Raw genomic sequence first — 25,783 nt, forward strand, 5'->3', positions numbered from 1 at the left:
ATGTTTGACCGCACAAACCTCCAGGTTCTGGCCAACCATGCCCGCGCGGCCGCCGAGAACATGGCCCATACGCTGCATCGCACCGCGCACTCCGCCTTCGTCAAGGAGACGCAGGATTTTACGGTGATGCTGATGGATCGGTCGGGAGCGACCTTCGCCGTGCCGATGGAGCTTGGCGCCACCTGGTATCCGGGGCTTTCCTATCACCGCGCTATCGCGATGGTCGGCGACTACCGGCCAGGCGACGTTGCCTTCACCAACGATCCTTATTCCGGCCACGTCGCCACGCACGCGCCCGACACGCACCTGTGGAAGCCGGTCTTCGTCGACGGCGAGATCGTCGCCTGGGCCGGAGGGCATATCCACAACACCGACATGGGCGGGGCGGTGCCGGCTTCGCTCAGCCGGGCGCTCACCGAAATCCATCAGGAAGGCATCCGCTTTCCGCCGATGAAGCTGGTGCGGGAAGGTGTCTTCGATGAGTCGATCCTGCGGATCATGAGTACCAATGTGCGCAAGCCCGACCTCAACATCGGCGACATCAAGGCGCTGGTTGGGGCGCTCAACACCGGCGAGCGCAAGATTCAGGCGATGGTGCGGAAGTTCGGCAAGGCCGGTTTCATCGAAGGCGTTTCGGCGCTTCTCGACCACGCGGAGGCGCAAGCGCGCGACGTGCTGCGCGCCATGCCCGACGGCACCTGGGAATTCGCCGACTACGCCGACGAGGATTCGGTCGAGGCCAATCCATGCCGGCTGAAGCTGAGGCTGACGATCAGGGGCGACGAGGCGATGCTCGACTTCACCGGCTCCGATCCGCAACTCGGTTCCTCGCTCAACGTGCCTTCGGGCGGCGATCCGCGCCACACCATGCTTTTGGTGGGCGTCTACTACGTGCTCTATACGCTGAACCCGAAGATCCTGCTCAACACAGGCCTCACCCGGCCGTTCACCTGCATCGCACCCACGGGGTCGGTGCTGAATCCGGTCCATCCCGCCGCGGTCGGCATGCGCTCGCTCACCTGCGCCCGGCTGCGGTCGGTCATCTTCGGCGCCTTCTCGCAAGCGGTGCCGGAGCGCCTGCCCGCGGCTCCGGCTGGCAACAACTGCATCGTCAACGTCATGACCACGGACGAGCGCACCAGCCGGACCGTCATCGCGGCGGTGAATCCGGTCGTGGGCGGCGGCGGCGCGATGCCGCATCGCGACGGGACCAACGGCTCTGGCGCGGATGCCGCCTATCTCAAGAACACGCCGATCGAGATCACCGAGACCGAGACCCCCGTCGAATTCGTGAGATACGGGCTCGCCAGGGACAGTGGTGGCGCGGGCCGCTGGCGCGGCGGGCTGGCGACCGAGATGGCCTTTCGCGTCTTTGCCCCCGACTCCAGGATCACGGCGCGCAACCGCGACCGCAGTTTCTTCCGTCCTTGGGGTGTGCTGGGCGGCAAGGCCGCCGGCCTCTCGGACATGGTCGTCAATCCGGGGACCGGGCACGAGCGGCGGCTGGGCAATATCGACACCGCGGTCCTGCAGCCCGGCGACGTGCTCGAGATCCGCTCCGCCGGAGGCGGTGGGCGCGGCGATCCATATGAACGCGAGCCCTGGCGGGTCGCGCAGGATGTGCGGCGCGGCTATCTTTCGCCGGGTGCGGCCGAACGCGACTATGGCGTCGTAGTCCGTGGCGACGAGGTTGACGAGCAGGCAACGGGGCAATTGCGCGCGCATCACGAGCCGGCCAGCAGCCATTTCCATTTCGGTCCGGAGCGCGAAGGCTACGAGGCGCAGTGGACGCCGGCAGCCTATGACCGGCTCACCGCCATACTGGGGGACTTGCCGATCCACTGGCGGTTCTTCGCCAAGACGGAGATCTTCCGCCGCATGAAGGGACGCTCCGGGGCGGAGGGTGTCCAGGCGGCTTTCGATGCCGTCTGCGAACGCTTCCCCGAACTGCCGCGTCCCCACCCCGTGCGCGAGGCCGCGGAATGATCACGGCCGGCCGTATCGTCCGGCTGGCCGAGCGCGACCGGGCGGGGGTGCATTTCTTTTTCGACGGGCAGATCCGTAGGGCGCTCGAGGGCGACACTGTGCTGACGGCGATGCTGGCGTCAGGGCATGCCTTGCGAATGTCCGAGTTCGGACCTGAGCCGCGCGCCGGCTTCTGCCTGATGGGGGCCTGCCAGGACTGCTGGTTGTGGCAGGAGGAGGGACCGCGCCTGCGGGCGTGCACAACCCTGATCGCCGAAGGCATGCGGTTGCGCACCACGCCGCCGGAGAATTGGCCGTGAGTGAGGCTCCGTCGCCGCGGGTCGTGATCGTCGGCGCTGGTCCCGCCGGCATAAGGGCGGCGGCGGCGCTGGCCGATGCGGGGCTCCATCCGGTTGTGATCGACGAAGGCAATCGCGCCGGCGGCCAGATCTATCGTCGCCCGCCTGACGGGTTCGTCCGCACGCCGGGGCAGCTCTACGGGTCGGAGGCGGCGAAAGCGCGCGCACTGCATGCGGTCTTCGACCGGTTGACGGCCGACGGGCGACTCACCCATTGCGCGGGAAGCTCGGTCATCGCCGTGCAAACGGGGCGGCTGCACGTGCTGGGCGAGGGCGGCGTGCAGGTGATCTTCTATGACCGTCTGATCCTTGCGACCGGCGCGTCCGATCGTGTCGCTCCAGTCCCGGGCTGGCAGAGTGCCGGTGTCTATAGCCTTGGCGCGGCGCAGATCGCGCTCAAGGCGCAGGGCGTGGCGCTCGGGCGGCGGATCGTCCTGATGGGGTCGGGGCCTTTGCTGACGCTGGTCGGTGCCCAACTCATCAAGGCTGGAGCGGATGTGGCGGCGGTGCTCGACACCTCTCCCTGGCGTCAGCAGATGCGGGGGCTCTGGAAGCTAGCGGCCCGGCCGCTCGTCGCACTGCGCGGCCTCGCCCTGCGGGCAAGGCTCGGCGGTCGCTATCACGCAGGCGTCAGCCTCGAAAAGATCGAGGCCGACGGGCAAGGTGTCACGGCGATGCGCTGGCGCGACGCCGGCGGAAGGCAGCGCCTCACTCCATGTGACACGATAGGAATGGGCTGGCACCTGCGGGCGGAGACGCATCTGGCCGACCTGGCAGGATGCGCCTTCACCTATGATGAGCAGTGGCGGCAATGGCTGCCAAAGACCGACCGGATGGGTCGCGCCGGCAACGGAGTCTATCTTGCGGGCGATGGGGTTCGTCTTCTGGGAGCGGACGGCGCGGAGATCGCTGGGCGTCTTGCGGCGGCGGCATGCCTTGCCGATCTTGGATTTCCAGCGCCCACCAACGCGGCCGATCTGCGTGAGCTTACGCGGCTAGAGCGCTTTGCCCACGGCCTGGTCTGCGCTTTTCCCTGGCCGGCAGCGATGGTGCGGGCGCTCCCCGACGCCGCGATCGTCTGCCGCTGCGAGAACGTAACTGCCGGAGCCGTACGCGACAGTGTCGATTTGGGCGGTGGCGAGGCCAACAGGGTAAAATCGTTGTCACGCCTTGGCATGGGGCGATGCCAAGGGAGGTATTGTCACTTGGCCGCCGTTGAACTCGCAGCGGCGCAATCCGGCTGCACGCCCGACGCCGTCGGCCGGTTTCGCGGGCAGGCCCCTGCGCGGCCTGCGCCTATCGGCGCCTTTCTCCCGGAAGGCTGATGCCATTGCGAAAACCGCGCCTCGGTATCGGTCACCTCTTAGAAATCGGCGACCCGCCCCCAGGCCGAAGCATCGAAGCGCCGTGGATCGTAGGATTTCGGATCGACGATCGGCTGCGACCCGGCCACCAGATCGGCAACAAGATGACCGGCGCCGGGTCCGATGCCGAAGCCGTGTCCCGAAAATCCGGCAGCCAGGAAGAAACCCGGAACGCTTTGGATCTCGCCGATGGCGGGCACACCGTCCGGCGTGCTGTCGATATAGCCGGCCCAGGCCGCGCTGATCGAGGTCTTTCGAAGGCCGGGCAGAAGTTCGAGCGCCCGGGCATGGGTCAGGCGGATGGTTGCCTGGTCCGGGATCGGATCGAGAATGCGCATCCGCTCCATCGGCGTCTGCTGGTCGAGCCGCCAGTGCCGGAGCGTCTCGTGACCCGAGCGTACGCCCTGCAGCCCGCCGGGCGCGAGGCTGCGCCACCGCTTCAGGAACATGGGCAGGAACTGCGAGGAGAAGCGCAATTGCTGCGGCGTCACGTCCACGCGGCCGCGTCCACTTATGGCGAGCGTATAGCCGCCGTCGCCGCGTCGCGTGGCCGAGATCCTTGCCGTGTGCAGCGCATCCGGCAGACCCTCCGCGCCAGGCGAGACGGACAGGATGGAGGAGCGGATCGACGCTTGTGGAAAGCGGAAGCCAAACTGCCGGCAAAAGGACGAGGCCCAGGCGCCGCCGGCCAGCACCGCCACCTTCGTCCTGATCGTTCCGCTTTCGGTGACCACCCCGCTCAGGCGCCCGCCTTCGGTCTCGATACCGCGCGCGGCGCAATTCTGATGCACGGTGCTCCCGAGCTTGAGGATGGCCCGGGCGACCGAGGGTGCTGCTCGCGACGGGTCGGCGGTGCCGTCGGTCGGTGAGAAGACACCGCCCTTCCAGGCCCGGCCCGTGGCGCGGCCCCGCTCGCTGGCCTCGGCGCCGTCGAGCATATGCGTGGTGACGCCGGCCGTTTTGGCGAAGTCACGCCAGCGTGCCCAGCCGGCCAGTTCCGCCTCGTCATTGCTGAGATAAAGCAGGCCGCAGCGGCGAAAGCCGGTGTCTTCGCCGGTTTCCGTCGCAAAGCTATCCCACAAATCGAGGCTGCGGGTCGCCATCGGCAACTCGCGCGCGTCGCGATTCTGCTGGCGGCACCACCCCCAGTTCCTGGAGGACTGCTCGGCGCCGATGCGCCCTTTTTCGACAAGCGCGACCCGCATGCCACGCCTGGCCAGATAATAGGCCGCGAAGACACCGACGATGCCGCCGCCGATCACCACCGCGTCCGCGGATCGCGGCAGTTCGCCAGATGTCTCGATTTGCTGTAGCGGCGCGCGCATGGTCTCTCTGCCTTGACGCGCCAATCTACCGTGTTGCGCAGGCAGCCGCTGCCGCAGTTGAGGCCGAAGCAGAATTTTATTCCGGCAGCCCGGTCGAAATCGGGAGCCTCTGCGTTTCAAAGCGCGGTCCGCTTGGATGGACAGGCCAAAGGGCTGTGGTAGTGTTTATGTCCATGGGCAAGGCAGCATTTTGTGCTGTGGCATGCGTTCTGCGGAGACGACCGTGAAACTGGATCGGATCGACATCAAGATTCTGTACGAATTGCAGAAGAACGGCCGCATCACCAATGTGGAACTGGCTGAACTGGTGCATCTGTCGCCGAGCCCGTGCCTTATGCGGGTCAAGAGACTGCAATCGGAGGGCTACATCGAGGGCTATTCCGCGCAGATCAACATCGGCAAGCTTGGCCAGACGCTGACCGTGTTCACCGAAATCACCTTGAAGAACCATCGCCAGGTCGACTTCGCCCGCTTTCTCGCCGTCGTCGAGAAGATCGACCAGGTCATCGAATGCCACCTCGTGTCGGGCGGCTACGACTATTTGATGAAATTCGTGACCGCCGGCATAGCCGAGTACCAGACGATCATGGAGCGGCTGACCGACATGGATATCGGCATCGACAAGTATTTCAGCTTCGTGGTGCTGAAGTCGCCAATCGTCAAGGCGCACATGCCGCTGCCCAGCCTGTTTCCGAGGTGAGCCTCTGCCGTTTTGTCAGCGATGGCCGTACTGGCTGACCAACTCGGGATCGCGGACGAGGCCGTCGAGCCACGTCGGGTCAAGCTTCGGGACGGAGGAGAACAGAAGCTTGGAATAAGGGTGGGTGGGCGCCTTCAGTTTGTCGGGCGTGATCTGCTCGACCCGCTCGCCATTGTACATGACCATGATCTCGTCGCAGATCGCTTCGACGACTGAAAGGTCGTGGCTGATGAAAATGTAGGAAAGGCCCAGCTCGCGCTGCAGCTCCTTGAGCAGTTCGATCACGGCGGCCGCCACCACCGTGTCGAGCGCCGAGGTGATTTCGTCGCAGATGATGAGCTTAGGGCCGGCCGCCAGGGCGCGTGCGAAGTTCACGCGCTGCTTCTGGCCGCCCGAGAGCTCCGACGGGCGACGGTAGCGCAGCGTCCTGGGCAGGCGAACCATGTCGAGCAGTTCGTCGACGCGCTTCGAGCGCGCCTGCCTGTCGAGCCCGTGATAGAAGGCCAGTGGCCGGGAGATGATATCCTCCACCGGCTTGGCCGGATTGAGCGCGGTATCGGCATACTGGAACACGATCTGCATCTCGCGCAGCTGGTCCTGGCTGCGCCTCCCTGCGGCTCGCTGCAGTTCTTTGCCATCGAATATGATGTCGCCGGCCGCCGCCGGATGGATGCCGGCGATGACGCGCGCCAGTGTCGATTTTCCGCAGCCGGATTCGCCGATAATGCCGAGATTTCGTCCCTTCTCGACGACCAGGCTGACGGAATCGACGGCCCGGATGAGTGGCAGCCCGTTATCTCGCACCGCGCCATAGCCGGCGGTCACATTGTCGATACGCAGCAACGGCTTCGCGCCGGCATCCGCGTCGGCATGCGCCTGCCGCGGCTTCGGCTCGAAGGCAGCAAGCAGTTCGCGCGTATAGGGGTGCCGGGCGGCCGAAAGAATCTCAGCCGTGGTGCCGGTCTCCTGCACTTCGCCGCCTTTCAGCACCACGATGCAGTCGGCGATCTGGGCGACGACGGCGAGGTCGTGCGAAACATAGACCCCCGCTATCCCGCCAGCCCGCATGACCGACTTGAATGCCTTCAGCACGTCGATCTGTGTCGTTACGTCGAGTGCCGTGGTCGGCTCGTCGAAGATCATCAGCTTGGGATCGCCGATCAGCGCCATGGCCGCCGACAGCCGCTGCAATTGCCCGCCCGAAACCTGGTGCGGATAACGCGCGCCAATTCCTTCCGGGTCCGGCAGCGACAAGGCCCTGAACAGCTCGACCGCGCGCTTTCGCGCCTGCTCGGGCGGCATCAGCCCGTGGATTCGCGTAACCTCGATCACCTGCTCCATGATGGTGGACGAGGGGTTGAACGAGGCGGCGGCACTTTGCGGAACATAGGCAATGTCGGTGCCGCGCAATTTGGCGCGCTGCTTTTCGGACAGTGCGGCCATGTTCTTGCCGTTTACATTGATCTCGCCGCCGATGATCCGGCAGCCGGGCCGCGCATAGCCCATGAGCGAGAGCGCCACCGTCGTCTTGCCGGAGCCGCTCTCGCCGATCAGGGCGACGATCTCGCCGTCGGCGATGTCGAGGCTGACGCCCTTGATGATTTCAACGACACGTCCGGCGTCGGTCGTCGCCTCGATCCTCAGATTCCTGACCTCGACGAGATTGGTCATGCGTCGCGGTCCCTGATCTTCTGCGGCAAATTGTCGATCAGCAGGTTGACGCTGATGGTGAGGCTGGCGATCGCCAGCGAGGGAATGATGACGGCGGGCGCCGCAAAGGGCAGGCCCCCTATGTTCTCGCGCACCAGCGCGCCCCAGTCGGCGAGCGGCGGCTGCAGGCCGAGCCCGAGGAAGGACAGGCCGGAGAGCAAGAGCACGATGAAGACGAAGCGCAGACCGAAATCGGCCAGCACCGGGCGGATGATGTTGGGCAGGATTTCGGATCCGATGAGATAGGCGGTGCTTTCGCCGCGGACCCGAGCGACGGTCATGAAGTCCATGCTGTTGATGTTGACGGCGAGCGCCCGCGCGAAGCGGTAGGCGCCCGGTATATAGATGACGGCAAGCGTCAGGATCAGCGCTGGTATCGACGAGCCGACCGCGGCGACGACCACAAGGCCGAACAGCTTGCTGGGGATGGAATTCATGGCATCCAGGAAGCGGCTGAGGCAGGTGTCTACCCAGCCGCCGATGACGGCCGCGGTCATCCCCAGCACCACGCCCGAGAAGCAGGCGATGGCGACGGCGGCGAGCGATATGCCGACCGTGTAGCGCGCGCCCATCAGCACCCGCGAGAGCATGTCGCGCCCCAGATAATCCGAGCCGAGCCATAGTCCCTGACGCATCGGGCCGAAATAATCGTCGTCGACGATGTCGCCGATGGAATGGGGAATGATGGTGGGCGCGAAGATGGCGATCAGCGTCCACGCCAGGATGACCAGCGAGGCCACGATGCCCACGAGATTGTAGCTATGGCCAAGGAAGGACCGTCCGGAAGCTGCCACGCGCGCCATCGTCATCTGATCCTCGGGTTGGACATGATGGCGATGATGTCGGCGACCGTGATGAGCAAGAGGTAGCCGAGGCAGAAGATCATCGCGCAACTCTGGATCAGCGGCAGGTCGCGGGTCGCTACCGCATCGACCATCAGCTTGGCGATGCCGGGATAGTTGAAGATCGTCTCCACGATGATAACGCCGCCGACCAGATAGGACAAAGATAGGGCGACCGCGTTGACAATCGGCCCGAGCGCATTGGGAAGCGCGTGCTTGAGCACCATGCGGCTGCGTGAGGCGCCTTTGAGAAGCGCCATCTCGACATAAGGCGTGGAGAGCGTTTCGATCACCGCGGCACGGGTCATGCGGATCATCTGTGCGGAGATGACGAAGGTGAGCGTGATCACGGGCATTGCATAGATGCGCGCGAGATCGGTCAGCGTGTGCGCTTCATTGACCGAGGATAGTGCCGGCAACCATTTGAGGTAAACGGCGAAAAGCAGCACCGCGAGGGTCGCGACCATGAATTCCGGCACCGAGATCACGCCGATCGAAAGGATGGTGACGGTTCGGTCGTAGAGGGAGCCGCGCAGCATGGCGGCGGTGATGCCCAGCGTCAGCGCGAGGGGCACCGAGAGCAGCGTGGTGATGCCGGCGAGTTCCATGGTGTTCACGAAGCGTCCGCCGATCAGCGCCGCGACCGGCATCTCATTGGCATAGGAGGTGCCGAGATCGCCGTGGAGAAGGCCGAAAAGCCAGCGCAGGAAGCGAAGGATTGCCGGATCGTTGAGATGCATGGCTTCGCGCAGGCCCGCGACGGCTTCCGGAGTCGCCGCCTGGCCGAGCAGAATCGACGCGGTATCGCCAGGCAGCATGCTGGTGGCGAAAAACACCGCGAATAGAACGATCATAAGCGTGACGACCGCGATCGCGAGTCGCTTCAGCACGAGGTTTAGAACCCCAGACGTCATGGAAGCGCTCCTGCGGTTGCGTTCGGCCAAGCCATATTGCGCAATAGGTGCCAGGGGCCGGCTGCCCGGTCCCTGGCAGGCGCCTCTCAGGCTTCGAGCCAGAGATATTCCGCCATTGCGTAGCCCATCATGCCACCGAGCGGGTTCGCCTCCAAACCCTTCACCTTGCTGGAGAGGGCATCCACGTTGGAAATGTAGGCCGGGATGATGGTTCCGGCCTCCTCGGAGACCATGACCTGCATCTGGTTGTAGATTTCCTTGCGCTTGGCCTGATCGAGCGAGCCGCGCGCCTCGATAAGCAGCTTGTCGAACTTCTCGGACTTGTACTGGCTTTCGTTCCACGGCGCGTTGGAAGCGTAGAGGAGCGAGAACAGGATATCCGGCGTCGGGCGTGGATTGATGTTGCCGAAATGGATTGGCGCCTTGAGCCAGTAATTGTCCCAATAGCCGTCGGACGGGACACGCTGGACGTCCAGCTTCATGCCGATATCGGCGCCCGCGGCCTGGATGATCACCGCCATGTCGATCGAGGAGGTCGCGGCATCGGATGCGATCACCGGAATGGACTGGCCGAGCAAGCCTGACTTCTGGAAGTGGAACTTCGCCTTGTCCGGGTCGAAAGCCTTCGGCTTGATGTCGGGATTGTGGAAGATGTTTGCCGGGGAGACAGGCTGGTCGTTGCCAATCTCGCCAAGTCCGCGCAACGCCGATTTGACGATCTGCTCGCGGTTGACGAGATATTTCATGCCAGCCACGAAGTCGGCCTTGTTGCCCGGATCCATGTCGAGCCGGATGTTGAGGTCGGTGTAGTTGCCCGAGGTCGTCTTTGACAACTCGAAGCCCTGCTGCCCGCCGATGAGCTTCATGGCGCGCGGATTGATCGAAGCCGCAAAATTGATGTCGCCGGAAAGCAGGGCGTTGACGCGGGCGCTGTCGTCGCTGATGGCGATGAACTCGAAGGAGTCGAGATAGGGCTTGCCCGATTTCCAGTAGTTCTTGTTCTTGGTGACGACTGACCGCACGCCCGGCTCGAACGTTTGCAGCACGAAGGCGCCGGTGCCGTTGCCCTTGGAGAAGTCCGTGGTGCCGTCCTGGACGATCATGAAATGGTGCAGCGCCAGGATGGTCGGAAGGTCGGCATTAGGGTCGGCGAGCGTAATCTCCACGGTCGACTTGTCGACCGCCTTGAAGCCGGTCATCTGCGCAGCGATCTTGGCGACCTTGGAACCAACCGATTTGTCGAGATGGCGCTTCAGCGAGTAGACGACGTCGTCGGCGGTGAGGTCCTTGCCGTCGTGGAAGGTGACGCCCTTGCGTAGCTTCACGGTCCAGGTCTTGGCGTCCTTGCTGTCGAAGCTTTCAGCCAGTTCCATCTGCGTGACGCCATCCTTGTCTAGGAAAGTCAGGCGGTTGTAGAGCGAGCAGCAGCGGACATAGTCGGTCGACAGCGACGCCTTTGCCGGATCGAGCGTGTCGGCGGTCGAGGACGACCAGCCGGCGGCCTTGAACGTTCCGCCGGAAACCGGCGTGGCGGCGACGGCATTGGTGGCACGGCCAAGCACTATGCTGCCCGCCGCAACCGCAGCGCCGCCCGCCAGCAGCATCTTGAGGAGTTCGCGGCGGCTCGCGCCCCGCCGGATGGCATTTTCGACCATGGCATCGTCTGCGCTGGTCCAGTTCGTGATCTTGTCGGTCATATCATTCCCCTTTCTGTTTGTTTCTCCGGGATGCTCGTCTTGCTGCGGCTTTCCGGGCTTGGGCTCAGGTTCGTTCCTTCAGGCTTTCCCGCACGGCCGCCGCCAATGCGGCCATTGAGGTGAAGTGGTAGTCCGGCACGGTGAAACGCTCGGGCTCGATCGTGCCGCCATAGCCCTTCTGGGCGTGCCGGCGCTCGATCCAGCAATTGGTCATGCCAAGTGCCCGGGATATGCCGATGTCGTGGTACTGGCTTTGCGCGACATGCAGGATGTCGTCCTTGCTGTCGCCTCGGGAGGCCACGAAGTCGAAGACCTTCTGAAAGAAGGCCGGGTCCGGTTTCTCGGTGTCGGTATCGTCGACGGTGAAGGTGGCGAAAAAGGGCGATCCGAGCTGCTTTTCGAAATGATCGAGCGCCCAGCGCCGGGCATTGGTCATGGCGATCAGCCTGTGGGATTTCGCAAGCTCGGCCAGTGCCGCCGCGCTGTCGGGGAAGCCTCGCCAGAGGCTGGCCGAATCCCGCAGGCGGACGCCGTATTTTTCCTCAGCCGGCAGGCCGAGCCGCGGCGCGATGACTGTGTAGACACGCACAAGATCGTCGGGGAACAGGCCGGCATCGGGCATGTAGCGGGCCTGCCGGTAGAGGCTCAGCGCTTCTTCGCCATCGATCGAAACGCCGGCCTCCGCGGCAATTTCCGCCAGGCAGGTCGTGATGCCATCTTCGAAGTCGATCAGCGTGCCGACGACATCGAAGGTCAAGTATTTGAATTCACTAAAGCCCCTGGCCAAGACTGGCTCTCCTCTGCGCGCGGCCGATTTGCATGTGTTGAACAGAACAAAATTCCGTGCTGTCCGGGGCGTCGGCCCTTTTCGAAGGCCCGGAAATCCGGGCCTTCTGGCCTTGTCTTAACTGCAGTCTGGCACTTCCCCCGCGCTGGATTCGCCGAAAAGGCGTGAGGAGGCGGCACAAAATTGCGAAATCGTCCGCCCCGGCGATATTTCGAGACACGACATATTTCGCCGCCGTCATGCCAGAGCCTGGCGGACATCGGGATCCGCCAGCGTCTGGTCGAGCGTCCGGCGTGTGCGCTCGATGATCGCATCGATGTCGGCGTCGGTGCAGCAGAGCGGGGGAGCATAACCAAGAACCCCATTGGCAAAAGCGCGGATGATCAGGCCGTTGTCCCACGCCCGGTCGAAGATGCGCCGTGCCGGCATCGCCGACGCCGGAAGCGGCGTCTTCTTCTCCTTGTCGACCACGAGCTCGATGGCGGCTAGCATGCCGCGGCCGCGCACGTCCCCGACCAGCGGATGATCGCTCAGGCCGGACAACCCTGCCATCAGGCGGGCGCCGGCCTTGATGCCATTCTCCAACAGGCCGTCTTCGTAGAGCTTCAACACCTCGAGCGCGACGGCAGCGCTGACGGGGTGCGCGGAATAGGTGTAGCCGTGGCCGACGGACGAAGCGCCCGCGCCATCGGCAATGACGTCGTAGACATGATCGGCCATGAACACGGCGCCCATGGGAACATAGCCCGAGGTCAGCCCTTTCGCGGTCGTCATGAAATCGGGAACGATCTCCTCGTCCGTGCAGGCGAACAGCGGCCCCGTGCGACCGAAGCCAGTGATCACCTCGTCGGCGATGAACAGGATGCCGTACTCCCGGCAGAGTTCGCGCATGGCCTTGATCCAGCCTTTCGGCGGGACGATGACGCCGCCCGAGCCCTGGATCGGCTCGGCATAGAAGGCGGCGACCCGCTCCGGTCCGAGCTCTTCGATCTTGGCCTTCAGCGCGGCGAGCGATGCGGCAATGATCGCGTTGGCGTCCTCGCCGACCGGGTTGCGATAGGGGTAGGGGGACGGGATCTTGTGCTGCCATTCGAAAGGAATGCCGAAACCGGCGTGAAAGGCGGGCAGGGCAGTCAGGCCCGCGCCGACCACCGACGACCCATGATAGCCCTGTTCGATGGAAATGAACTGGTCGCGTTTCGGCGCGCCCCTGGCATTCCAGTAGTAGCGAACGAAACGGACCGTGCTGTCGACCGCGTCGGATCCGCCAAGCGTGAAAAAGACATGATTGAGATCCCCGGGCGCGCGCTCGGCCAGCTCCGAAGCGAGCCGGATGGCCGGCTCCGCGCCGAGGTCGAAATAGGCGGTGGCGTAGGGAAGCTCGCGCATCTGCCGGGCGGCCGCCTCGACGATGCTGTCGTGGCCGTAACCGGCGTTGACGCACCACAGTCCCGCGAAGCCGTCGACGAGTTGCCGGCCGGACGCTTCGGTCACGGTCGCGCCCTTGGCCGATTTCAGCACACGCACGCCGAGCGCCTCATGGCCGCGATATGAGGAGACCGGATGAATGAGATGGGCGCGGTCGAGTTCGATCAGGGAATTGGCGAGCATTGTTATCCTCCGGACTAGCCGAGCGCCTGGTTGGCGAGTGCGTAAACTTTCGGCCTGGCCTGTTCCGCGCTCTTCCCGGGCGGACGGTCCATGGTCACGCCGCCGCCGACATGGACGAGGCCGATTTCCTCGAGCCAGCCGGCGATACCCGTTCTGCTGTCGGTATCCACCCGCAGGAAAGCGCCGGGGCGCGAACCGGCGAAGAAACGGATCAGGGTCCTGGCATCCTCGGCATTTCCGGCGATGACGGGGCCGATCACCTCGCCGCGTCCGAACGGACGGATCGCGGCATAGGCCTGGAGGGCACCGTTGCGGCGGATGACGGCGAACTGGCCCCGCTCCGCCAGCGCATCGATCAGGGCCTCCCGGTCGGCGCCATAGGCATCGCGGTCCAGCGCCTTGATTTCGGGCAGATTGCGGGTGTCTGCGGCTTCCACGCCGCCGGGTGCGTCAAGCGCCGCAACCTGGCCTTGATGCTGCAGGATCGTACCGGAGGGGACAAAGCCAAGTTTCTCATAGAGAGGCATCCCGTCCAGCGTCGCGACAAGCCGCAACGGACGGTTTCCAGCCAAGGCGAAGGCCCGATCCATAAGCCGGCGCCCAAGCCCCTTGCCGCGCGCGTTCCTGTCGACGATCACCATGTTGATCATTGCGCAATCCATGCCGTAGGGCGTGACCAGGATGGTTCCGGCGACGCGCCCCTGGTCGTCGAGCGCGACCGAGCCGCTCGAAAGCTGCAGCGCCATCTGCCAGTCCTGTGGGCGATGCGGCCAGTTCTCCTGGCGGGAAAGCACAACCGCTCCCTCGATATGGTCAGGTTCGAAGGCCCGAAGTTCTATCTCGTCCTGCTGCATGAGGCATCCTTCCGTCTGCCATAAGTCTCGACCATCGGCGCGCCGCAGATCGTCTGAAGGCGCCGGTCTGGGCGGTATCTTTCGCCGTAGCGCGACAGCCGCGCCGCATCTTGTGCTGGCATTGGCAGCGGCGGATGCGTTTCAGGTCGCGGAAGGCGCCCTCATTGGCCACCCGGATGCTACAGCGTGCCAAACCGTATGGCGGATACGGAACTTTCTGCTTTCCGGAGGGCGATTTCGGTCAGGTGGGTCGCTGCCTGCCGTCCTATGATGAAATACATCCCAATGCGGATGTGCTTCCACCGGAGATCGACGGACATGGCTTCCTTCAGGCCCAAATACATCACCTTCGACTGCTACGGCACGTTGACCCATTTCCAGATGGCGGAAGCGGCGCGCGACCTCTACGGCAGCCGGCTCGACGAACCGCGCATGCAGGAGTTCATCAAGAACTTCGCGGCCTATCGGCTTGACGAGATCATGGGCGACTGGAAGCCCTATGCCGACGTCGTCCACAACGCACTCGAGCGCTCCTGCAAGCGCAACGGCGTCGCCTTCAGCGCCGACGACGCCAGGATGGTCTATGAGCGCGTCCCGACCTGGGGGCCTCACGCGGACGTTCCGGCCGGCCTGGCGAAGGTGGCCAAGGAGATTCCGCTGGTCATCCTGTCCAACGCCATGAACGCGCAGATCATGTCCAATGTCGAGAAACTCGGCGCGCCGTTCCATGCCGTCTACACGGCCGAGCAGGCGCAGGCCTACAAGCCCCGCTTCCAGGCTTTCGAATACATGTTCGATAGGCTGGGCTGCGGTCCCGAAGATATTCTTCACTGCTCGTCTTCGTTCCGCTACGACCTGATGTCGGCGCACGATCTCGGCATCAAGAACAAGGTCTGGGTCAATCGCGGGCACGAACCGGCCAATCCGTATTACGGCTATGTCGAGATCGCTGATATTTCCGGTCTCGCGGGCGTGGTTGGACTCTGAAACAGGCGGATTGCCGATGAAGCTGGTCTCCTACTGGCACGACACCGCCCCGGCGTTTTCCGGCGGGGCGCAAGGCCCGGTCGAGGGGCACTACGATGCCGCCATCATCGGTGGCGGCTTCACCGGTCTCGCCGCCGCGCGTCAGCTGGCGAAGGCCGGTGCCAAGGTGGCGGTGCTGGAGGCGCAGCGTGTGGGCTGGGGCGCATCCGGCCGCAATGGCGGCCACCTCAACAACGGCCTCGCCCACAGCTACCTCTCGGCCAAGTCCGAGCTCGGCAAGGACCGCGCAATCGCGCTTTACCGGGCGCTCGACAGTTCCGTCGATACCATCGAGGCGCTGGTCGCCGAAGAAGGCATCGATTGCGATTTCCGCCGCGCCGGCAAGCTGAAGCTCGCCTCCAAGCCTCGGCATTTCGAAGCGATCGCCCGCAACTTCGAAGCCGTCCACGCAGAGGTGGATCCGGACACGGCGCTGTTGTCGGCGGCCGACCTCCAATCCGAGATCGGCTCGCCCTTCTATGGCGCGATGTTGTCGAAGAAGAGCGCCATGATGCATATGGGCCGTTATGTGGCGGGTCTCGCCACCGCCGCCACCCGTCATGGCGCCGTCATCCATGAGAACACGGTGGTAACGGAACGCAAGCAGGTCGGCGGCAGGCATGAGCTGACCACTTCGCGCGGCCGCGTCAGCGCCGACAATGTGCTGGTGGCGACCGGCGCCTACACCACGCCGAATTTCGATTATTTCCGCCGGAGGATCATCGCCGTCGGCAGCTTCATCATCGCCACGCGGCCGCTGAGCGACACCGAGGTCGCAGCGACCATGCCCGGCAACCGGACATGCGTGACCTCGATGAACATCGGCAATTACTTCCGGCTGTCGCCTGATAACCGGCTGATTTTCGGCGGCCGCGCACGCTTCTCGGCGACATCGGACCAGCGCTCCGACGCCAGGAGCGGGCAGATCTTGCGGGCAGGCCTCGCGGCGATCTTCCCGCAACTCGCCAAGGTCGGGATCGACTATTGCTGGGGCGGGCTGGTCGACATGACCAAGGACCGCTTTCCGCGCGCCGGTTACCATGAGGGTGTCTGGTACGCGATGGGCTATTCCGGCCACGGCGCGCAGCTTTCCACCCATCTCGGCATGATCCTGGCCGACGCCATGCTAGGCCGCGAGGATCGCAATCCGCTGAAGGGGCTCGAGTGGCCCGCTATTCCCGGCTATTCCGGCAAGCCCTGGTTCCTGCCGATGGTCGGGCTCTACTACAAGGCGCTCGACCGGATTCAGTGATCTCCGATCCGGCGCGGGAGGGCTTCGGCCAACCGCTTCAGCCCAGCCCACCGATATGGAAGCTCTTCATCTCGAGATATTCCTCGATGCCGGCCTGCGCGCCCTCGCGACCTAGGCCGGACTGTTTGATGCCGCCGAAAGGGGCCACTTCCATCGAGACCGAGCCGGTGTTCAAACCCACCATGCCGAACTCCAATGCCTCGCCGACGCGCCAGGCACGTTTCAAATTCTCGGTGTAGAAGTAGGAAGCAAGCCCGTAGGGCGTGCCATTGGCCAGCGCGATCGCCTCCTCTTCCGTCTCGAACCGGAAAAGCGGCGCCACCGGGCCGAACGTCTCTTCACCGGCGAGCTGCATGTCCTTGGTGGCGCCGCTCAGCACCAGCGGCGCGACATATTGAGGACCCTCCGGCAACGCCGGCTTCTCGGTGATGATTGCAGCACCCTTGGCCAGCGCGTCCTCGACATGGCGGTTGATCTTCTCGACCGCCGCCATGTTGATCATCGGACCGATGGCGACGCCGGGCTGCGTGCCCGGCCCCACCGTCATGGCGTTGACGCGGGCCGAAAGCTTCGCAGCGAAGGCTTCGTAGACTCCCGCCTGGACGAGGATGCGGTTGGCGCAGACGCAGGTCTGGCCGCCATTGCGGAACTTCGAGACCAGCGCGCCCTCGACGGCAAGGTCGAGGTCGGCGTCGTCGAAGACGATGAAGGGCGCGTTGCCGCCGAGTTCGAGGCTGAGCCGTTTCACGCTGTCGGCCGCACCGCGCATCAGCAGCGAGCCGACGCGCGTCGAACCGGTAAAGGAAATCTTGCGGACGGTCTCGTTCGCCATGATCTCGTTGCCGATCTCGGCCGGCATGCCGGTGACGATGTTGATGACGCCGGCCGGGATGCCCGCCCGTTCGGCAAGCACGCCGAGCGCCAGCGCCGAATAGGGCGTGAATTCGGACGGCTTGATCACCACAGTGCAGCCGGCGGCCAACGCCGGCGCGACCTTGCGGGTGATCATCGCATTGGGAAAATTCCACGGCGTGATGATGCCGCAAACGCCTACCGGTTCTTTCAGCACGATGATGCGGCGGTCTTGCGTCGGCGAGGGGATGGTGTGGCCGTTGATGCGGCGTGCTTCCTCGGCGAACCATTTGACGAAGGACGCGCCATAGCGGATCTCGCCTTTGGCTTCGTCCAGCGGCTTGCCCTGTTCAGTCGTCAGGATCAGCGCGAGATCGTCCAGATGCGCCAGCATCAGGCCGTGCCAGGCTTCGAGGAGGTCGGCGCGCTCGGCGTTGGTTTTCTTCTTCCAGTCGCCATAGGCGGACGCCGCGGCGTCTATGGCCGCGCGGGTGTCGGAGCCAGCCATGTCCGGTACGGTGCCGATGGCAGCCTGCGTCGCCGGATCGATGACATCGACGGTCTTGCCGGAGCCGGCAGCGACCCACTCACCGCCGATCAGGCCGGCTTCGCGGAAGAGATTTTTGTCTTTCAGGGTTTTCATCGAAAATGACCTTGCAATTAGGTGAGCGCCGCGACGACGGCGGCGGTGATGGCCTCTGTGCGATCCTTGGCGGGAATGGTGCCTATGCCTCTGGCGGTTGCGACCTCGACCGCCTTCATGACGCGGTCGGCAGCAGGCTTTTCGCCGAGATGATCGAGCATCATGGCGCCGGACCAGATGGTGGCGATCGGATTGGCGATGCCCAGATGTGCGATGTCGGGTGCCGAGCCGTGCACCGGCTCGAACATGGACGGCGCCGAGTGGTCGGGATTGATGTTGGCTGAGGCAGCGTAGCCGAGCCCGCCCTGGATTGCCGCGCCGATGTCGGTGAGGATATCGCCGAACAGGTTGGAGGCGACGACCACGTCGAGGCTCTCCGGCGCCATGATCATGCGCGCGGCGAGCGCATCGACATGATAGCTGGTCACAGCGACGTCGGAATACTCCGCGGCCAGCTTGCGGGTGATCTCGTCCCAGAACACCATCGAGTATTTCTGCGCGTTGGACTTGGTGACGGAAGCCAGCTTGCCGTTCCGTGTCCGCGCCTGCTCGAAGCCGAAGCGCAGGATGCGCTCGACGCCGGCACGGGTGAAGATCGAGGTCTCAACCGCAACCTCGTCCAGCGTGCCCTGATGCACGCGACCGCCGGCGCCCGAATATTCGCCTTCGGTGTTCTCGCGGATGCACAATATGTCGAAACCTTCCGCCCGCAGCGGCCCTGTCACGCCCGGCAGCAGGCGGTGCGGCCGGATGTTGGCGTACTGCACGAATGCCTTGCGGATCGGCAGCAGCAGGCCGTGCAGCGAAACGGAATCCGGCACCTCCGCCGGCCAGCCGACTGCGCCGAGAAGGATGGCGTCGAAGCCGCGCAAGGTCTCTATGCCGTCCTCGGGCATCATGCGGCCGGTATCCTTGTAGAATTTGCAGGACCAGGGGAACTCGGTTCCGGTCAAGGCAAAGCCCGCGTGTTTTGCCGCGGCCTCCAGCACCGTCCATGCGGCGGCGGTCACGTCCCGGCCAATGCCGTCACCGGGGATCATAGCGATCGAATAAGACTTCATCGGCATCTCTCTAGAGGCTGATCAGGACGCTCTTGCTCCTGCGGTTGGCGAGATAGGCCTCGCGGCCGAGGTCCTTGCCGATGCCGGAGCGCTTGTAGCCGCCGGTCGGCAGGATATGGTCGCGCGAGCGGCTGTAGCGGTTGACCCAGACGGTGCCCGCTTCGAGCTTGCGCGCGAAGCGGATGGTGCGGGACAGGTCGGCGGTGAACAGGCCGGAAGCCAGTCCGTAGGTTGGATGGGTGGACAACGCCAGCGCCTCCTCCTCGGTCTCGAAGGTCTGGACGGTCAGGACCGGGCCGAAGATTTCTTCGACGATCGCCGGATTGGCTTGGTCGACATCGGTGATCAGCGTCGGCTCGTAGAAATAGCCTGGGCCGTCCATGGTGTGGCCACCGGTCAGGCATTCGCCGCCGGCTTCGACCGCGGCCCGCACGATGCCGTCGACACGCGCCCGCTGCCGCTCCGAGATGATTGGCGAATATTGGGTCGCGTCGTCCCAGGTCGGGCCGGGCCGCGCCGCCTTCATCTTCTCCAGGATCGTGGCCGTCAGCCTGTCGGCCACGCTCTTCTCGGCGATCAGGCGCGTGCCGGCCACACAGGCCTGGCCGGCATTGAAGGTGACGCTACCGGCGATCGCCGTCGCTGCCTTGTCCAGGTCGGCATCGGCAAAGACGATCTGCGGGCTCTTGCCGCCGAGTTCCAGCGTCATCGGCTTGACGCCGGTGCGAGCGACGTTTTCCATGATGGCCGAACCGGCGCGGGTTGAGCCGGTGAAGCTGACCTTGGCGATCTCGGAATGGCCGGTCAGCGCCGTTCCAGTCGTCGGGCCGTCTCCCAGGACCACGTTTACAAGCCCTGCCGGCAAGCCTGCCCTCAAGGCGAGTTGTGCCATGTAGACTGCGGAAAAGGGGGTCATTTCCGACGGCTTCAGCACGACCGCATTGCCCGCGGCCAGTGCCGGTCCGAGCTTCCAGCCAGCCATCGAGATAGGGAAGTTCCACGGCGTGATCGCACCGACCACGCCATAAGGCTCGCTCATGATCATGCCGAGACTGGAGTCGTCGGTCGGCACCAGCTCGCTGCCTTCCTTGTCGGCGAATTCGGCAAAGAAGCGGATTTGCTCCGCGGTTATGGCGATGTCGCCGGCTACGAGCTGGCCAACGGGCCGGGTGGAGCACAGCGCCTCGATTTTTGCCAGCGCTTCGGCTTCCGCCTCGATCAGGTCGGCCCAGGCCTGGAGTGCCTTGGTGCGCTCGCGCGGCCGAACGCCCCCCCAGTTGCTGGCCTTCAGCGCCGCCTTGGCGCTTGCCACGGCGCGGTCGACCATATCAACGTCCGCCACCGGGCTGGCGGCGTATGCCTTGCCATCCGACGGTCGGCGCATCTCGATCGCACCCTCGGCCGCGATGAGCTCTCCGCCAATGAAATGGCCGACGGGAAGGGAGACAGTATCCGGGTCGAAGCTCAGGCCCATGGGCGCCTACTTTCAGCTATTCTGGACGAACCTAGCGCGGCCAGGAGCGCAGCATGCGCCGTTCGCCGATCGGTCGCGGATGATTGTTGCGTGCTGGCAATCGGGGACGGCAAAATCTGTTGCGGAGGCCAGCGCCTCGAGCGGAGCCTCTTATCCTACCGTGACGTAGATCTTGCGCACCGTTTCGATGGTTTTCCAGACACCGGTGAAGCCGGGCTTCATCACGAAACTGTCGCCGGCGCGGTAGGTCACCGCCTCGCCGCCATCGGGCGTGATCTCGATCACGCCGGTGAGGATATGGCAGAACTCGAAAGTCTCCCCCTTGATCGAGCGCGTCTCGCCGGGCGTCGCTTCCCAGACGCCGGTATGGACGAGATCGCCCTTGGCCGTGTCCTGCGCCCAGGTCTTGAAGGCGGGGTTGCCGGCAATCAGCCGTTCGGGCAGCGCCTGGGATTCACGCGGCGGGAAGGCGGGGCTGGTGTCGACGGTCTTGAGCAGGGACAAAGGATGGCCTTTCAGGTTGGATTTCAATAGCCGCGCGACCGGTCAACGAGCCCGATGGGGTCGAGGCCGGCGCGGTGGCGGCGGATGTTTTCGATGACGGCCCGCGCGGCTGTCACGGGCTGGGTGACGCTGGCGACATGCGGGGTCAGGATGATCTTCGGATGCCGCCAGAAAGGATGACTGGTCGGCAGCGGTTCGGGATCGGTCACGTCGATCATCGCCGCCGAAAGGTGGCCGTGGTCGAGAGCCGCGACAAGCGCCTCGTGATCGAGCTGCGGCCCCCGGCCCGTGTGGACGAGGGCGGCGCCCCTGGGTAGCTTCGCAAACAGGCCGGCATTGAGGAAACCGCGCGTATCCTCGGTCAATGGCAGCAGGCAGATCACGATGTCGCTGACCGCGAGCATCCCCTCCAACCCTGGCTCGCCATGATGGCAGGTCACGCCTTCGATCCGCCGCGGCGATCTGCTCCATCCTGCGAGCGGGAAGCCGAAGGGCTTCAGCCGGCCGAGGACGGCCTGGCCGAGCTGCCCGAGGCCGAGCACGCCGATCCGGCGCGACCCGGCCTGCAACTGCGGGATATCGCGCCATTCGCCTGCGCGCTGCTGCGCCAGATAGGCCGGCAGGTTGCGATGCAGCGCGAGCACGGCAAGCGCCGCATATTCCTGCATCATGCGCACGATGCCTTCCTCGATCGTACGCACAATCTTCACCCGCTCCGGTACGCCATCGAGGCGGAACTGGTCGACGCCGGCGCCAATGGAAAACAGGATCTCCAGGTTCCTGTAGCGCGCGAGGTTATCTGGTGCGGTCCAGGTAATGAGATACCGCACGGCGTCGGGGTCGACCTTTGCGGCATCCATCGTGAAGGGGACCTCCGGCAGTTCTCTCGCGAACGCCTCGGCGAAGATCGCCCCGCGGCGCGCATCGGAATTGAACAGGAATGTCATTCCGCTCCCTTCAAGCCGCGCAACGGGCGCCCAGCAACTCGATCAAGCGCTGGCAGGCGGTGAGTTCGCTGGCAAGGATGTATTCGTTCGGCTTGTGGGCGCGATCGATGTCGCCGGGGCCGCAAATGATCGCATCGAGCCCGGCGGCCTGGTAGAGCCCGGCCTCCGTGCCGTAGCTGACGGCGGCGAGCGACGCTTCACCGGTCAGTTCGGTCAACAGTGCCGCCAGTGCCGCATCGCGCCGCAGCGACAGCGCCGGATAGGCGCTCATCGGCGTCCACTCGACACGAAAGCCGTCGTCCGCAAGAGCCTCGGCCCGAGCCTTGACCGGCGCGAGCAGGCCTGCCGGGTCGACACCGGGTATGGCGCGCGCCTCGAGGTCCAGAGTGCAGGTTTCGGGAATGATGTTGACCTGATGTCCGCCGGCCACGACGCCTGCTTGCAGCGAGGAATAGGGTGGCTCGAAGGCAGCATCGAATGGACCGTGCGTCAGCCGTGCGGCTTCGCTTACCGCCGCGCTGAGCGCACCAGACATAGCGTGGATCGCGTTGAGCCCGAGATCGGGTCGCGAGGAATGGCCGGAGCGCCCGTTGATCGTCACGCGGGCGGCTGCCTTGCCCTTATGGCCGCGCACGGCGCGCATGCCGCTCGGCTCGCCGACGATCACGCCGAGCGGCTTCGCGCAAAGGTCGGGAAGGCGGGCGATCAAATGCGGCACGCCGCGACATCCCACCTCCTCGTCATAGGAAAAGGCGAGATGGATCGGCCTGGCGAGGGGCAGTCCCGCCAATGTGGGCACGGCCGCAAGCACCGCGGCAAGAAACCCCTTCATGTCCGTGGTGCCGCGTCCGTAGAGCTGCTCGCCCTCCCGGCGCAGCGCGAAAGGGGCCGAACTCCATTGCGGCTCCCCAGCGGGGACGACGTCCGTGTGACCGGATAGGATGTAGCCCGGAATATCGGCAGGCCCGATTGTGGCGAAAAGATTGGAACGGTCGCCTTCTGGCCCTGGAAGCACTCTGACCTGAGTTCCGTGTTCCGCGAGATAGGCCGCGATCCAGCCGGCGATATCGCCATTCGGCTTGCCGGCCACCGATGGAAAGGCGACGAGACGGTCGAGGATGTCGAAGACGTCCATTCCAGCCCTCAAGGCAGTTGGGGATTTGGCATTCCGGGTTCGCCGGACCGGTAACGTCGAGGATGGAGGCGTTCATTCGCGATTGCGTGCCGAAAGCGGAAATGTTTCAGTTGAATCTTGCGTTGGCGCGCTGCATTCGAACAGATCATCTTGCTGTGACTGTTTAGCGTCGGCAGGGCCAGGGGGCCTTGGGTGTCCCTCCGCCACGGAAATCGTTCAGGGGCATGAAATTGAAGCAGTCCGAAAGCTTTAAAATGGATGCCTTCTCGATGCGGGTAGGCGACATTGAAGGCGTCGAGCTGGACCGGTTGCACGCGCTCTCCCTGTCGGTGGGTTGGCCGCATCGAGCCGAAGATTGGCAATTCCTACGCAACGTGGGACGAGGCGTCGTGGTGCTCGACGAGATTGGACGGGTTCAAGGTTCGGCAATGTGGTTTGAGCATGGCGCCGATTTCGCGACCGTGGGGATGGTCATCACCTCGCCGCGCCTGCAGACGCTGGGGGCGGCGCAATGGCTGATGAAGCGGATATTCGATAAGGTTGGCGGGCGCGATCTGCGCCTCAATGCAACCCGGGCGGCAAGGCGGCTCTATCTTTCGCTGGATTTTCTGCCCGAGAAAACCGTCTATCAATGCCAGGGCATTGCCCGCCTGGAGACGACAGGTGGCCCGACAGACTTGCGCGATGTAAGGGCCTTGGACCCAAGTGATATTCCCGCAGCGATCGCGCTCGACGCGGCAGGATTTGGCGTGAGGCGGGCGGCACTCGTCGAAAAGCTATTCGTGCACTCGGCCGGATACGGTCTCTTCAAGCATGACAAGCTGAACGCGTTCGCGCTCTGTCGGCCATTCGGGCGGGGCCACGTCGTGGGCCCGGTCGTGGCGGAAAGCGACGCCGATGCCGTCGCTGTCGTCCGGCCGCACGTGGCCGACAATTCGGGGTCATTCCTTAGGATCGACACCCATATGGCCAATGGCGATTTTGCAGCGTTTCTGTCGCACAGCGGAATGACTGTTTTCGACACGGTGCTCACCATGTCGATGGGCAAACGCCTCGCCGATTTTGCCGTCAACGGCACAGTTGCACCGGTGACCTATGCCCTCGCCAGTCAAACTCTCGGGTAATTGAGTCCAGGTCGCGGCAGGCTCCGGTCCATGCCTCGCCGGCACCCTTGCGGCGCCATCTCGGAGAACCCACAAACGGTGCAAGCCGAGAGATCTCGCCGTCTTGGGATCAGCCCACGGCCTGCAGCTTGTTGCGAGAGGGGACTGGCAACGGTGGCCGCTGGGCCTAGCCGACTTGGGGCTTCCTGCGGGGCAAGCCAGCTATTGCTTTCGTCGGCCCACGCTCATCGTCTGGGGCGGCGTCGGCTCCACAGGGGAGTAGGGTGCTGATCGGCCGTGTTGCATGGCATCACGTTTTAAACCCTGCGCGGCTTTGATCACGGCCTTGCGGCTGTTGCCGTGTTTTAGGATTAACTCCCAGACCAGGTCCGCAGTCAAACCGTTCTCCGAAGCGAAACATTCGACCTGATGGTCGTGAATAGCATCATGCCGAGGCTTGTAGCTGCCCATTTGGGCCTCCGCTCTAGGCGCCGCATGGCAAAGATATGCGCTTTTGCGAATATAGCGAAGCATGCGAACGAAGGACGTAAGGCTCTTGCGATGTCTGATAAGCCCCTCACGACGTACATCGGCAGCGTCTTCGACAAGCCGCACTGGCGCACCATCCTGAGCACAAACGATGAAGGTGAACCCCAGGCGATGCTTCAGGATGGCGACAAGGTGCGGGTTTACGAGATCACGCCGAAGCCGAAGAAGCGGTAGGCGAGCCGAGAAGACGGCCGGCGCCCTCGCGGGAGGTTGCCTGAACGGCGCCGGCCAGACGGTCCTCTTCAGGTCCGCCGCGCCTCAGACATAGCTGAGTCTTGAGGTGGCGTCATGCGGTAGGCGAGCGCTGCTGGTGATGGCGGCATTCGCACAAAACTGACTTGCCTGGACAGCTGACGTCGCCCAGCACGGCCAGTAAAACACGATGCCTCTGCCGTGACAGTGCGGGCAGTCACTGGCCGCATATTCGGCCGCCTTCTTTGCGTGGTACTCAGCTATCGCCGCAGCTTCTTTGGATTGTCGGTGCCCTGGATCTAGCTCGATCACATTCTCCCCAGCGGCCCGACAGTCGGGAATGGCGTCCAAAAGCTCGCGTTGGCGAGGGTCGCTCCGTTCCTTCCGACCCTAGGTGTCATATTAGCAACAGGTAATGTTAATCTGCAATCCGGTCTTGCGTCCTTGGCAGAGGTGTTCCGTAATGGGTCACTGTGTCTGGCAGCGCTATTGCACTGTCAGCAATGCCGGGCACATCTCTTACCCAGCAATCGGGGGGCAGATGGGGGGCCCCGCCGCTTCGCAAATGGAGCGGCGGGCAATCGTTAACGGGGGGCAACCATGTATTTTCCGCAATTTTTGGTGGGAATGTTCACCACGTCGGCCATAGTGGCGATCTGGGCCGACATAGAAACCGGATCTGTCGGCAAGGCGCTCGCTTGGACCGTCCTCACGCTGACGATTCTGCAAAGCGGATATCTCCTGCTGGCTTTCGGGCATTTCTATAAGCGCTCGACGAAAAGCACCGACGCAAACCCGGATCCTGCTCATCAGCCCATTCGATAATGTGGGCGCGCTGCGCGATGCTTGCCTGGTCGTGAAGGCCTGATTTGGACCGGACGGCGGTTCTCCGCGTGCGAATGGCAGCAATGCGTCTC

The 25,783-nt window shown here is 64.3% G+C and carries 24 protein-coding genes; 9 read left to right on the plus strand and 15 right to left on the minus strand.

Going from position 1 to position 25,783, the window contains the following annotated elements:
- Genes MAFF_RS28690 through MAFF_RS28700 form a run of 3 tightly spaced genes read left to right on the plus strand, consistent with a single transcriptional unit; the run spans window position 1 to window position 3,649 of the window.
- On the plus strand, window positions 1-1,986 hold the full coding sequence (locus tag MAFF_RS28690; RefSeq protein ID WP_010914514.1) for a hydantoinase B/oxoprolinase family protein: 1,986 nt from the start codon (window positions 1-3) through the stop codon (window positions 1,984-1,986).
- Window positions 1,983-2,285: a (2Fe-2S)-binding protein gene (locus MAFF_RS28695; protein ID WP_010914515.1), complete on the plus strand. Its 303-nt coding sequence runs from the start codon at window positions 1,983-1,985 to the stop codon at window positions 2,283-2,285. Before MAFF_RS28690 ends, MAFF_RS28695 begins: the two co-directional genes overlap by 4 nt.
- Entirely contained in the window at window positions 2,282-3,649 is a 1,368-nt protein-coding gene (locus MAFF_RS28700) for an NAD(P)/FAD-dependent oxidoreductase (RefSeq protein ID WP_044549526.1), read from the plus strand. Before MAFF_RS28695 ends, MAFF_RS28700 begins: the two co-directional genes overlap by 4 nt.
- A 38-nt stretch (window positions 3,650-3,687) precedes the next feature.
- On the opposite strand, the gene MAFF_RS28705 is transcribed toward MAFF_RS28700, so the two are convergent.
- Complete coding sequence (locus MAFF_RS28705) at window positions 3,688-5,013, minus strand: NAD(P)/FAD-dependent oxidoreductase (RefSeq protein ID WP_010914517.1); 1,326 nt, start codon at window positions 5,011-5,013, stop codon at window positions 3,688-3,690.
- 223 nt (window positions 5,014-5,236) lie between these two features.
- Here MAFF_RS28705 and MAFF_RS28710 point away from each other — a divergent pair, with 223 nt between their 5' ends.
- Complete coding sequence (locus MAFF_RS28710; RefSeq protein ID WP_032933129.1) at window positions 5,237-5,713, plus strand: Lrp/AsnC family transcriptional regulator; 477 nt, start codon at window positions 5,237-5,239, stop codon at window positions 5,711-5,713.
- 15 nt (window positions 5,714-5,728) lie between these two features.
- Here MAFF_RS28710 and MAFF_RS28715 read toward each other — a convergent pair whose 3' ends face one another.
- The 7 genes from MAFF_RS28715 to MAFF_RS28745 all read right to left on the minus strand — a co-directional run bounded on the left by MAFF_RS28715 (window position 5,729) and on the right by MAFF_RS28745 (window position 14,128).
- The gene (locus MAFF_RS28715; protein ID WP_010914519.1) at window positions 5,729-7,384 is read right to left on the minus strand and encodes an ABC transporter ATP-binding protein; all 1,656 of its coding nucleotides are present in this window, start codon (window positions 7,382-7,384) and stop codon (window positions 5,729-5,731) included.
- Entirely contained in the window at window positions 7,381-8,232 is an 852-nt protein-coding gene (locus tag MAFF_RS28720; RefSeq protein WP_010914520.1) for an ABC transporter permease, read from the minus strand. Before MAFF_RS28720 ends, MAFF_RS28715 begins: the two co-directional genes overlap by 4 nt.
- The gene (locus MAFF_RS28725) at window positions 8,229-9,179 is read right to left on the minus strand and encodes an ABC transporter permease (RefSeq protein ID WP_010914521.1); all 951 of its coding nucleotides are present in this window, start codon (window positions 9,177-9,179) and stop codon (window positions 8,229-8,231) included. Before MAFF_RS28725 ends, MAFF_RS28720 begins: the two co-directional genes overlap by 4 nt.
- Window positions 9,180-9,265: 86 nt before the next feature.
- On the minus strand, window positions 9,266-10,876 hold the full coding sequence (locus MAFF_RS28730) for an ABC transporter substrate-binding protein (RefSeq protein WP_044549530.1): 1,611 nt from the start codon (window positions 10,874-10,876) through the stop codon (window positions 9,266-9,268).
- A 64-nt stretch (window positions 10,877-10,940) separates the two neighbouring features.
- Entirely contained in the window at window positions 10,941-11,663 is a 723-nt protein-coding gene (locus MAFF_RS28735; protein WP_032929095.1) for an HAD-IA family hydrolase, read from the minus strand.
- 237 nt (window positions 11,664-11,900) lie between these two features.
- Window positions 11,901-13,274: an aspartate aminotransferase family protein gene (locus tag MAFF_RS28740; RefSeq protein ID WP_010914524.1), complete on the minus strand. Its 1,374-nt coding sequence runs from the start codon at window positions 13,272-13,274 to the stop codon at window positions 11,901-11,903.
- 14 nt (window positions 13,275-13,288) lie between these two features.
- Window positions 13,289-14,128 (minus strand): GNAT family N-acetyltransferase, encoded by an 840-nt coding sequence (locus MAFF_RS28745; protein WP_010914525.1) that lies wholly within the window; start codon window positions 14,126-14,128, stop codon window positions 13,289-13,291.
- Between the two features lie 318 nt (window positions 14,129-14,446).
- Here MAFF_RS28745 and MAFF_RS28750 point away from each other — a divergent pair, with 318 nt between their 5' ends.
- Together MAFF_RS28750 and MAFF_RS28755 are read left to right on the plus strand one after the other, a co-directional pair.
- Entirely contained in the window at window positions 14,447-15,115 is a 669-nt protein-coding gene (locus MAFF_RS28750; RefSeq protein WP_010914527.1) for a haloacid dehalogenase type II, read from the plus strand.
- A gap of 16 nt (window positions 15,116-15,131) precedes the next feature.
- On the plus strand, window positions 15,132-16,406 hold the full coding sequence (locus tag MAFF_RS28755; protein ID WP_044549535.1) for an NAD(P)/FAD-dependent oxidoreductase: 1,275 nt from the start codon (window positions 15,132-15,134) through the stop codon (window positions 16,404-16,406).
- 37 nt (window positions 16,407-16,443) lie between these two features.
- Here the strand turns inward: MAFF_RS28755 and MAFF_RS28760 are convergent, their stop codons facing one another.
- The 6 genes from MAFF_RS28760 to argE form a co-directional block, all read right to left on the minus strand.
- Window positions 16,444-17,901 (minus strand): NAD-dependent succinate-semialdehyde dehydrogenase, encoded by a 1,458-nt coding sequence (locus MAFF_RS28760; RefSeq protein WP_010914529.1) that lies wholly within the window; start codon window positions 17,899-17,901, stop codon window positions 16,444-16,446.
- 17 nt (window positions 17,902-17,918) lie between these two features.
- A complete protein-coding gene (locus tag MAFF_RS28765; RefSeq protein WP_010914530.1) occupies window positions 17,919-18,962 on the minus strand; it encodes a tartrate dehydrogenase in 1,044 nt (347 codons plus the stop codon).
- A 10-nt stretch (window positions 18,963-18,972) separates the two neighbouring features.
- Window positions 18,973-20,436, minus strand: a complete 1,464-nt coding sequence (locus MAFF_RS28770) for an aldehyde dehydrogenase family protein (RefSeq protein ID WP_010914531.1) — start codon at window positions 20,434-20,436, stop codon at window positions 18,973-18,975.
- Window positions 20,437-20,586: 150 nt separating this feature from the next.
- Window positions 20,587-20,940 carry a cupin domain-containing protein gene (locus MAFF_RS28775; RefSeq protein ID WP_044551480.1) on the minus strand — a complete coding sequence of 118 codons (354 nt, stop codon included), beginning with the start codon at window positions 20,938-20,940 and terminating at the stop codon, window positions 20,587-20,589.
- A gap of 23 nt (window positions 20,941-20,963) precedes the next feature.
- Window positions 20,964-21,887: a 2-hydroxyacid dehydrogenase gene (locus tag MAFF_RS28780; RefSeq protein ID WP_010914533.1), complete on the minus strand. Its 924-nt coding sequence runs from the start codon at window positions 21,885-21,887 to the stop codon at window positions 20,964-20,966.
- 10 nt (window positions 21,888-21,897) lie between these two features.
- Window positions 21,898-23,022 (minus strand): acetylornithine deacetylase, encoded by a 1,125-nt coding sequence (gene argE / locus MAFF_RS28785; protein WP_010914534.1) that lies wholly within the window; start codon window positions 23,020-23,022, stop codon window positions 21,898-21,900.
- 224 nt (window positions 23,023-23,246) lie between these two features.
- On the opposite strand from argE, the gene MAFF_RS28790 reads away from it, so the two are divergent.
- A complete protein-coding gene (locus MAFF_RS28790) occupies window positions 23,247-24,146 on the plus strand; it encodes an N-acetyltransferase (RefSeq protein ID WP_010914535.1) in 900 nt (299 codons plus the stop codon).
- 201 nt (window positions 24,147-24,347) lie between these two features.
- Here the strand turns inward: MAFF_RS28790 and MAFF_RS39455 are convergent, their stop codons facing one another.
- A complete protein-coding gene (locus MAFF_RS39455; RefSeq protein WP_157866102.1) occupies window positions 24,348-24,596 on the minus strand; it encodes a hypothetical protein in 249 nt (82 codons plus the stop codon).
- 90 nt (window positions 24,597-24,686) lie between these two features.
- On the opposite strand from MAFF_RS39455, the gene MAFF_RS40140 reads away from it, so the two are divergent.
- Window positions 24,687-24,848 carry a hypothetical protein gene (locus MAFF_RS40140; protein ID WP_164986987.1) on the plus strand — a complete coding sequence of 54 codons (162 nt, stop codon included), beginning with the start codon at window positions 24,687-24,689 and terminating at the stop codon, window positions 24,846-24,848.
- 618 nt (window positions 24,849-25,466) lie between these two features.
- Entirely contained in the window at window positions 25,467-25,691 is a 225-nt protein-coding gene (locus MAFF_RS28800; protein WP_010914537.1) for a hypothetical protein, read from the plus strand.
- The last annotated feature ends 92 nt before the right edge of the window (window positions 25,692-25,783 follow it).

Origin of the sequence: Mesorhizobium japonicum MAFF 303099, from assembly GCF_000009625.1 — a bacterium.
GTDB classification, from domain to species: Bacteria; Pseudomonadota; Alphaproteobacteria; order Rhizobiales; family Rhizobiaceae; genus Mesorhizobium; species Mesorhizobium japonicum.

Excerpts from the sequence above, each read along its gene's own strand:
- MAFF_RS28690 (WP_010914514.1), top strand. The coding sequence starts at position 1 with ATGTTTGACCGCACAAACCTCCAGGTTCTGGCCAACCATGCCCGCGCG.
- MAFF_RS28695 (WP_010914515.1), top strand. The coding sequence starts at position 1,983 with ATGATCACGGCCGGCCGTATCGTCCGGCTGGCCGAGCGCGACCGGGCG.
- MAFF_RS28705 (WP_010914517.1), bottom strand. The coding sequence starts at position 5,013 with ATGCGCGCGCCGCTACAGCAAATCGAGACATCTGGCGAACTGCCGCGA.
- MAFF_RS28715 (WP_010914519.1), bottom strand. The coding sequence starts at position 7,384 with ATGACCAATCTCGTCGAGGTCAGGAATCTGAGGATCGAGGCGACGACC.
- MAFF_RS28720 (WP_010914520.1), bottom strand. The coding sequence starts at position 8,232 with ATGACGATGGCGCGCGTGGCAGCTTCCGGACGGTCCTTCCTTGGCCAT.
- MAFF_RS28725 (WP_010914521.1), bottom strand. The coding sequence starts at position 9,179 with ATGACGTCTGGGGTTCTAAACCTCGTGCTGAAGCGACTCGCGATCGCG.
- MAFF_RS28730 (WP_044549530.1), bottom strand. The coding sequence starts at position 10,876 with ATGACCGACAAGATCACGAACTGGACCAGCGCAGACGATGCCATGGTC.
- MAFF_RS28740 (WP_010914524.1), bottom strand. The coding sequence starts at position 13,274 with ATGCTCGCCAATTCCCTGATCGAACTCGACCGCGCCCATCTCATTCAT.
- MAFF_RS28745 (WP_010914525.1), bottom strand. The coding sequence starts at position 14,128 with ATGCAGCAGGACGAGATAGAACTTCGGGCCTTCGAACCTGACCATATC.
- MAFF_RS28750 (WP_010914527.1), top strand. The coding sequence starts at position 14,447 with ATGGCTTCCTTCAGGCCCAAATACATCACCTTCGACTGCTACGGCACG.
- MAFF_RS28755 (WP_044549535.1), top strand. The coding sequence starts at position 15,132 with ATGAAGCTGGTCTCCTACTGGCACGACACCGCCCCGGCGTTTTCCGGC.
- MAFF_RS28760 (WP_010914529.1), bottom strand. The coding sequence starts at position 17,901 with ATGAAAACCCTGAAAGACAAAAATCTCTTCCGCGAAGCCGGCCTGATC.
- MAFF_RS28765 (WP_010914530.1), bottom strand. The coding sequence starts at position 18,962 with ATGAAGTCTTATTCGATCGCTATGATCCCCGGTGACGGCATTGGCCGG.
- MAFF_RS28770 (WP_010914531.1), bottom strand. The coding sequence starts at position 20,436 with ATGGGCCTGAGCTTCGACCCGGATACTGTCTCCCTTCCCGTCGGCCAT.
- MAFF_RS28780 (WP_010914533.1), bottom strand. The coding sequence starts at position 21,887 with ATGACATTCCTGTTCAATTCCGATGCGCGCCGCGGGGCGATCTTCGCC.
- argE (WP_010914534.1), bottom strand. The coding sequence starts at position 23,022 with ATGGACGTCTTCGACATCCTCGACCGTCTCGTCGCCTTTCCATCGGTG.
- MAFF_RS28790 (WP_010914535.1), top strand. The coding sequence starts at position 23,247 with ATGAAATTGAAGCAGTCCGAAAGCTTTAAAATGGATGCCTTCTCGATG.
- MAFF_RS39455 (WP_157866102.1), bottom strand. The coding sequence starts at position 24,596 with ATGGGCAGCTACAAGCCTCGGCATGATGCTATTCACGACCATCAGGTC.
- MAFF_RS40140 (WP_164986987.1), top strand. The coding sequence starts at position 24,687 with ATGTCTGATAAGCCCCTCACGACGTACATCGGCAGCGTCTTCGACAAG.
- MAFF_RS28800 (WP_010914537.1), top strand. The coding sequence starts at position 25,467 with ATGTATTTTCCGCAATTTTTGGTGGGAATGTTCACCACGTCGGCCATA.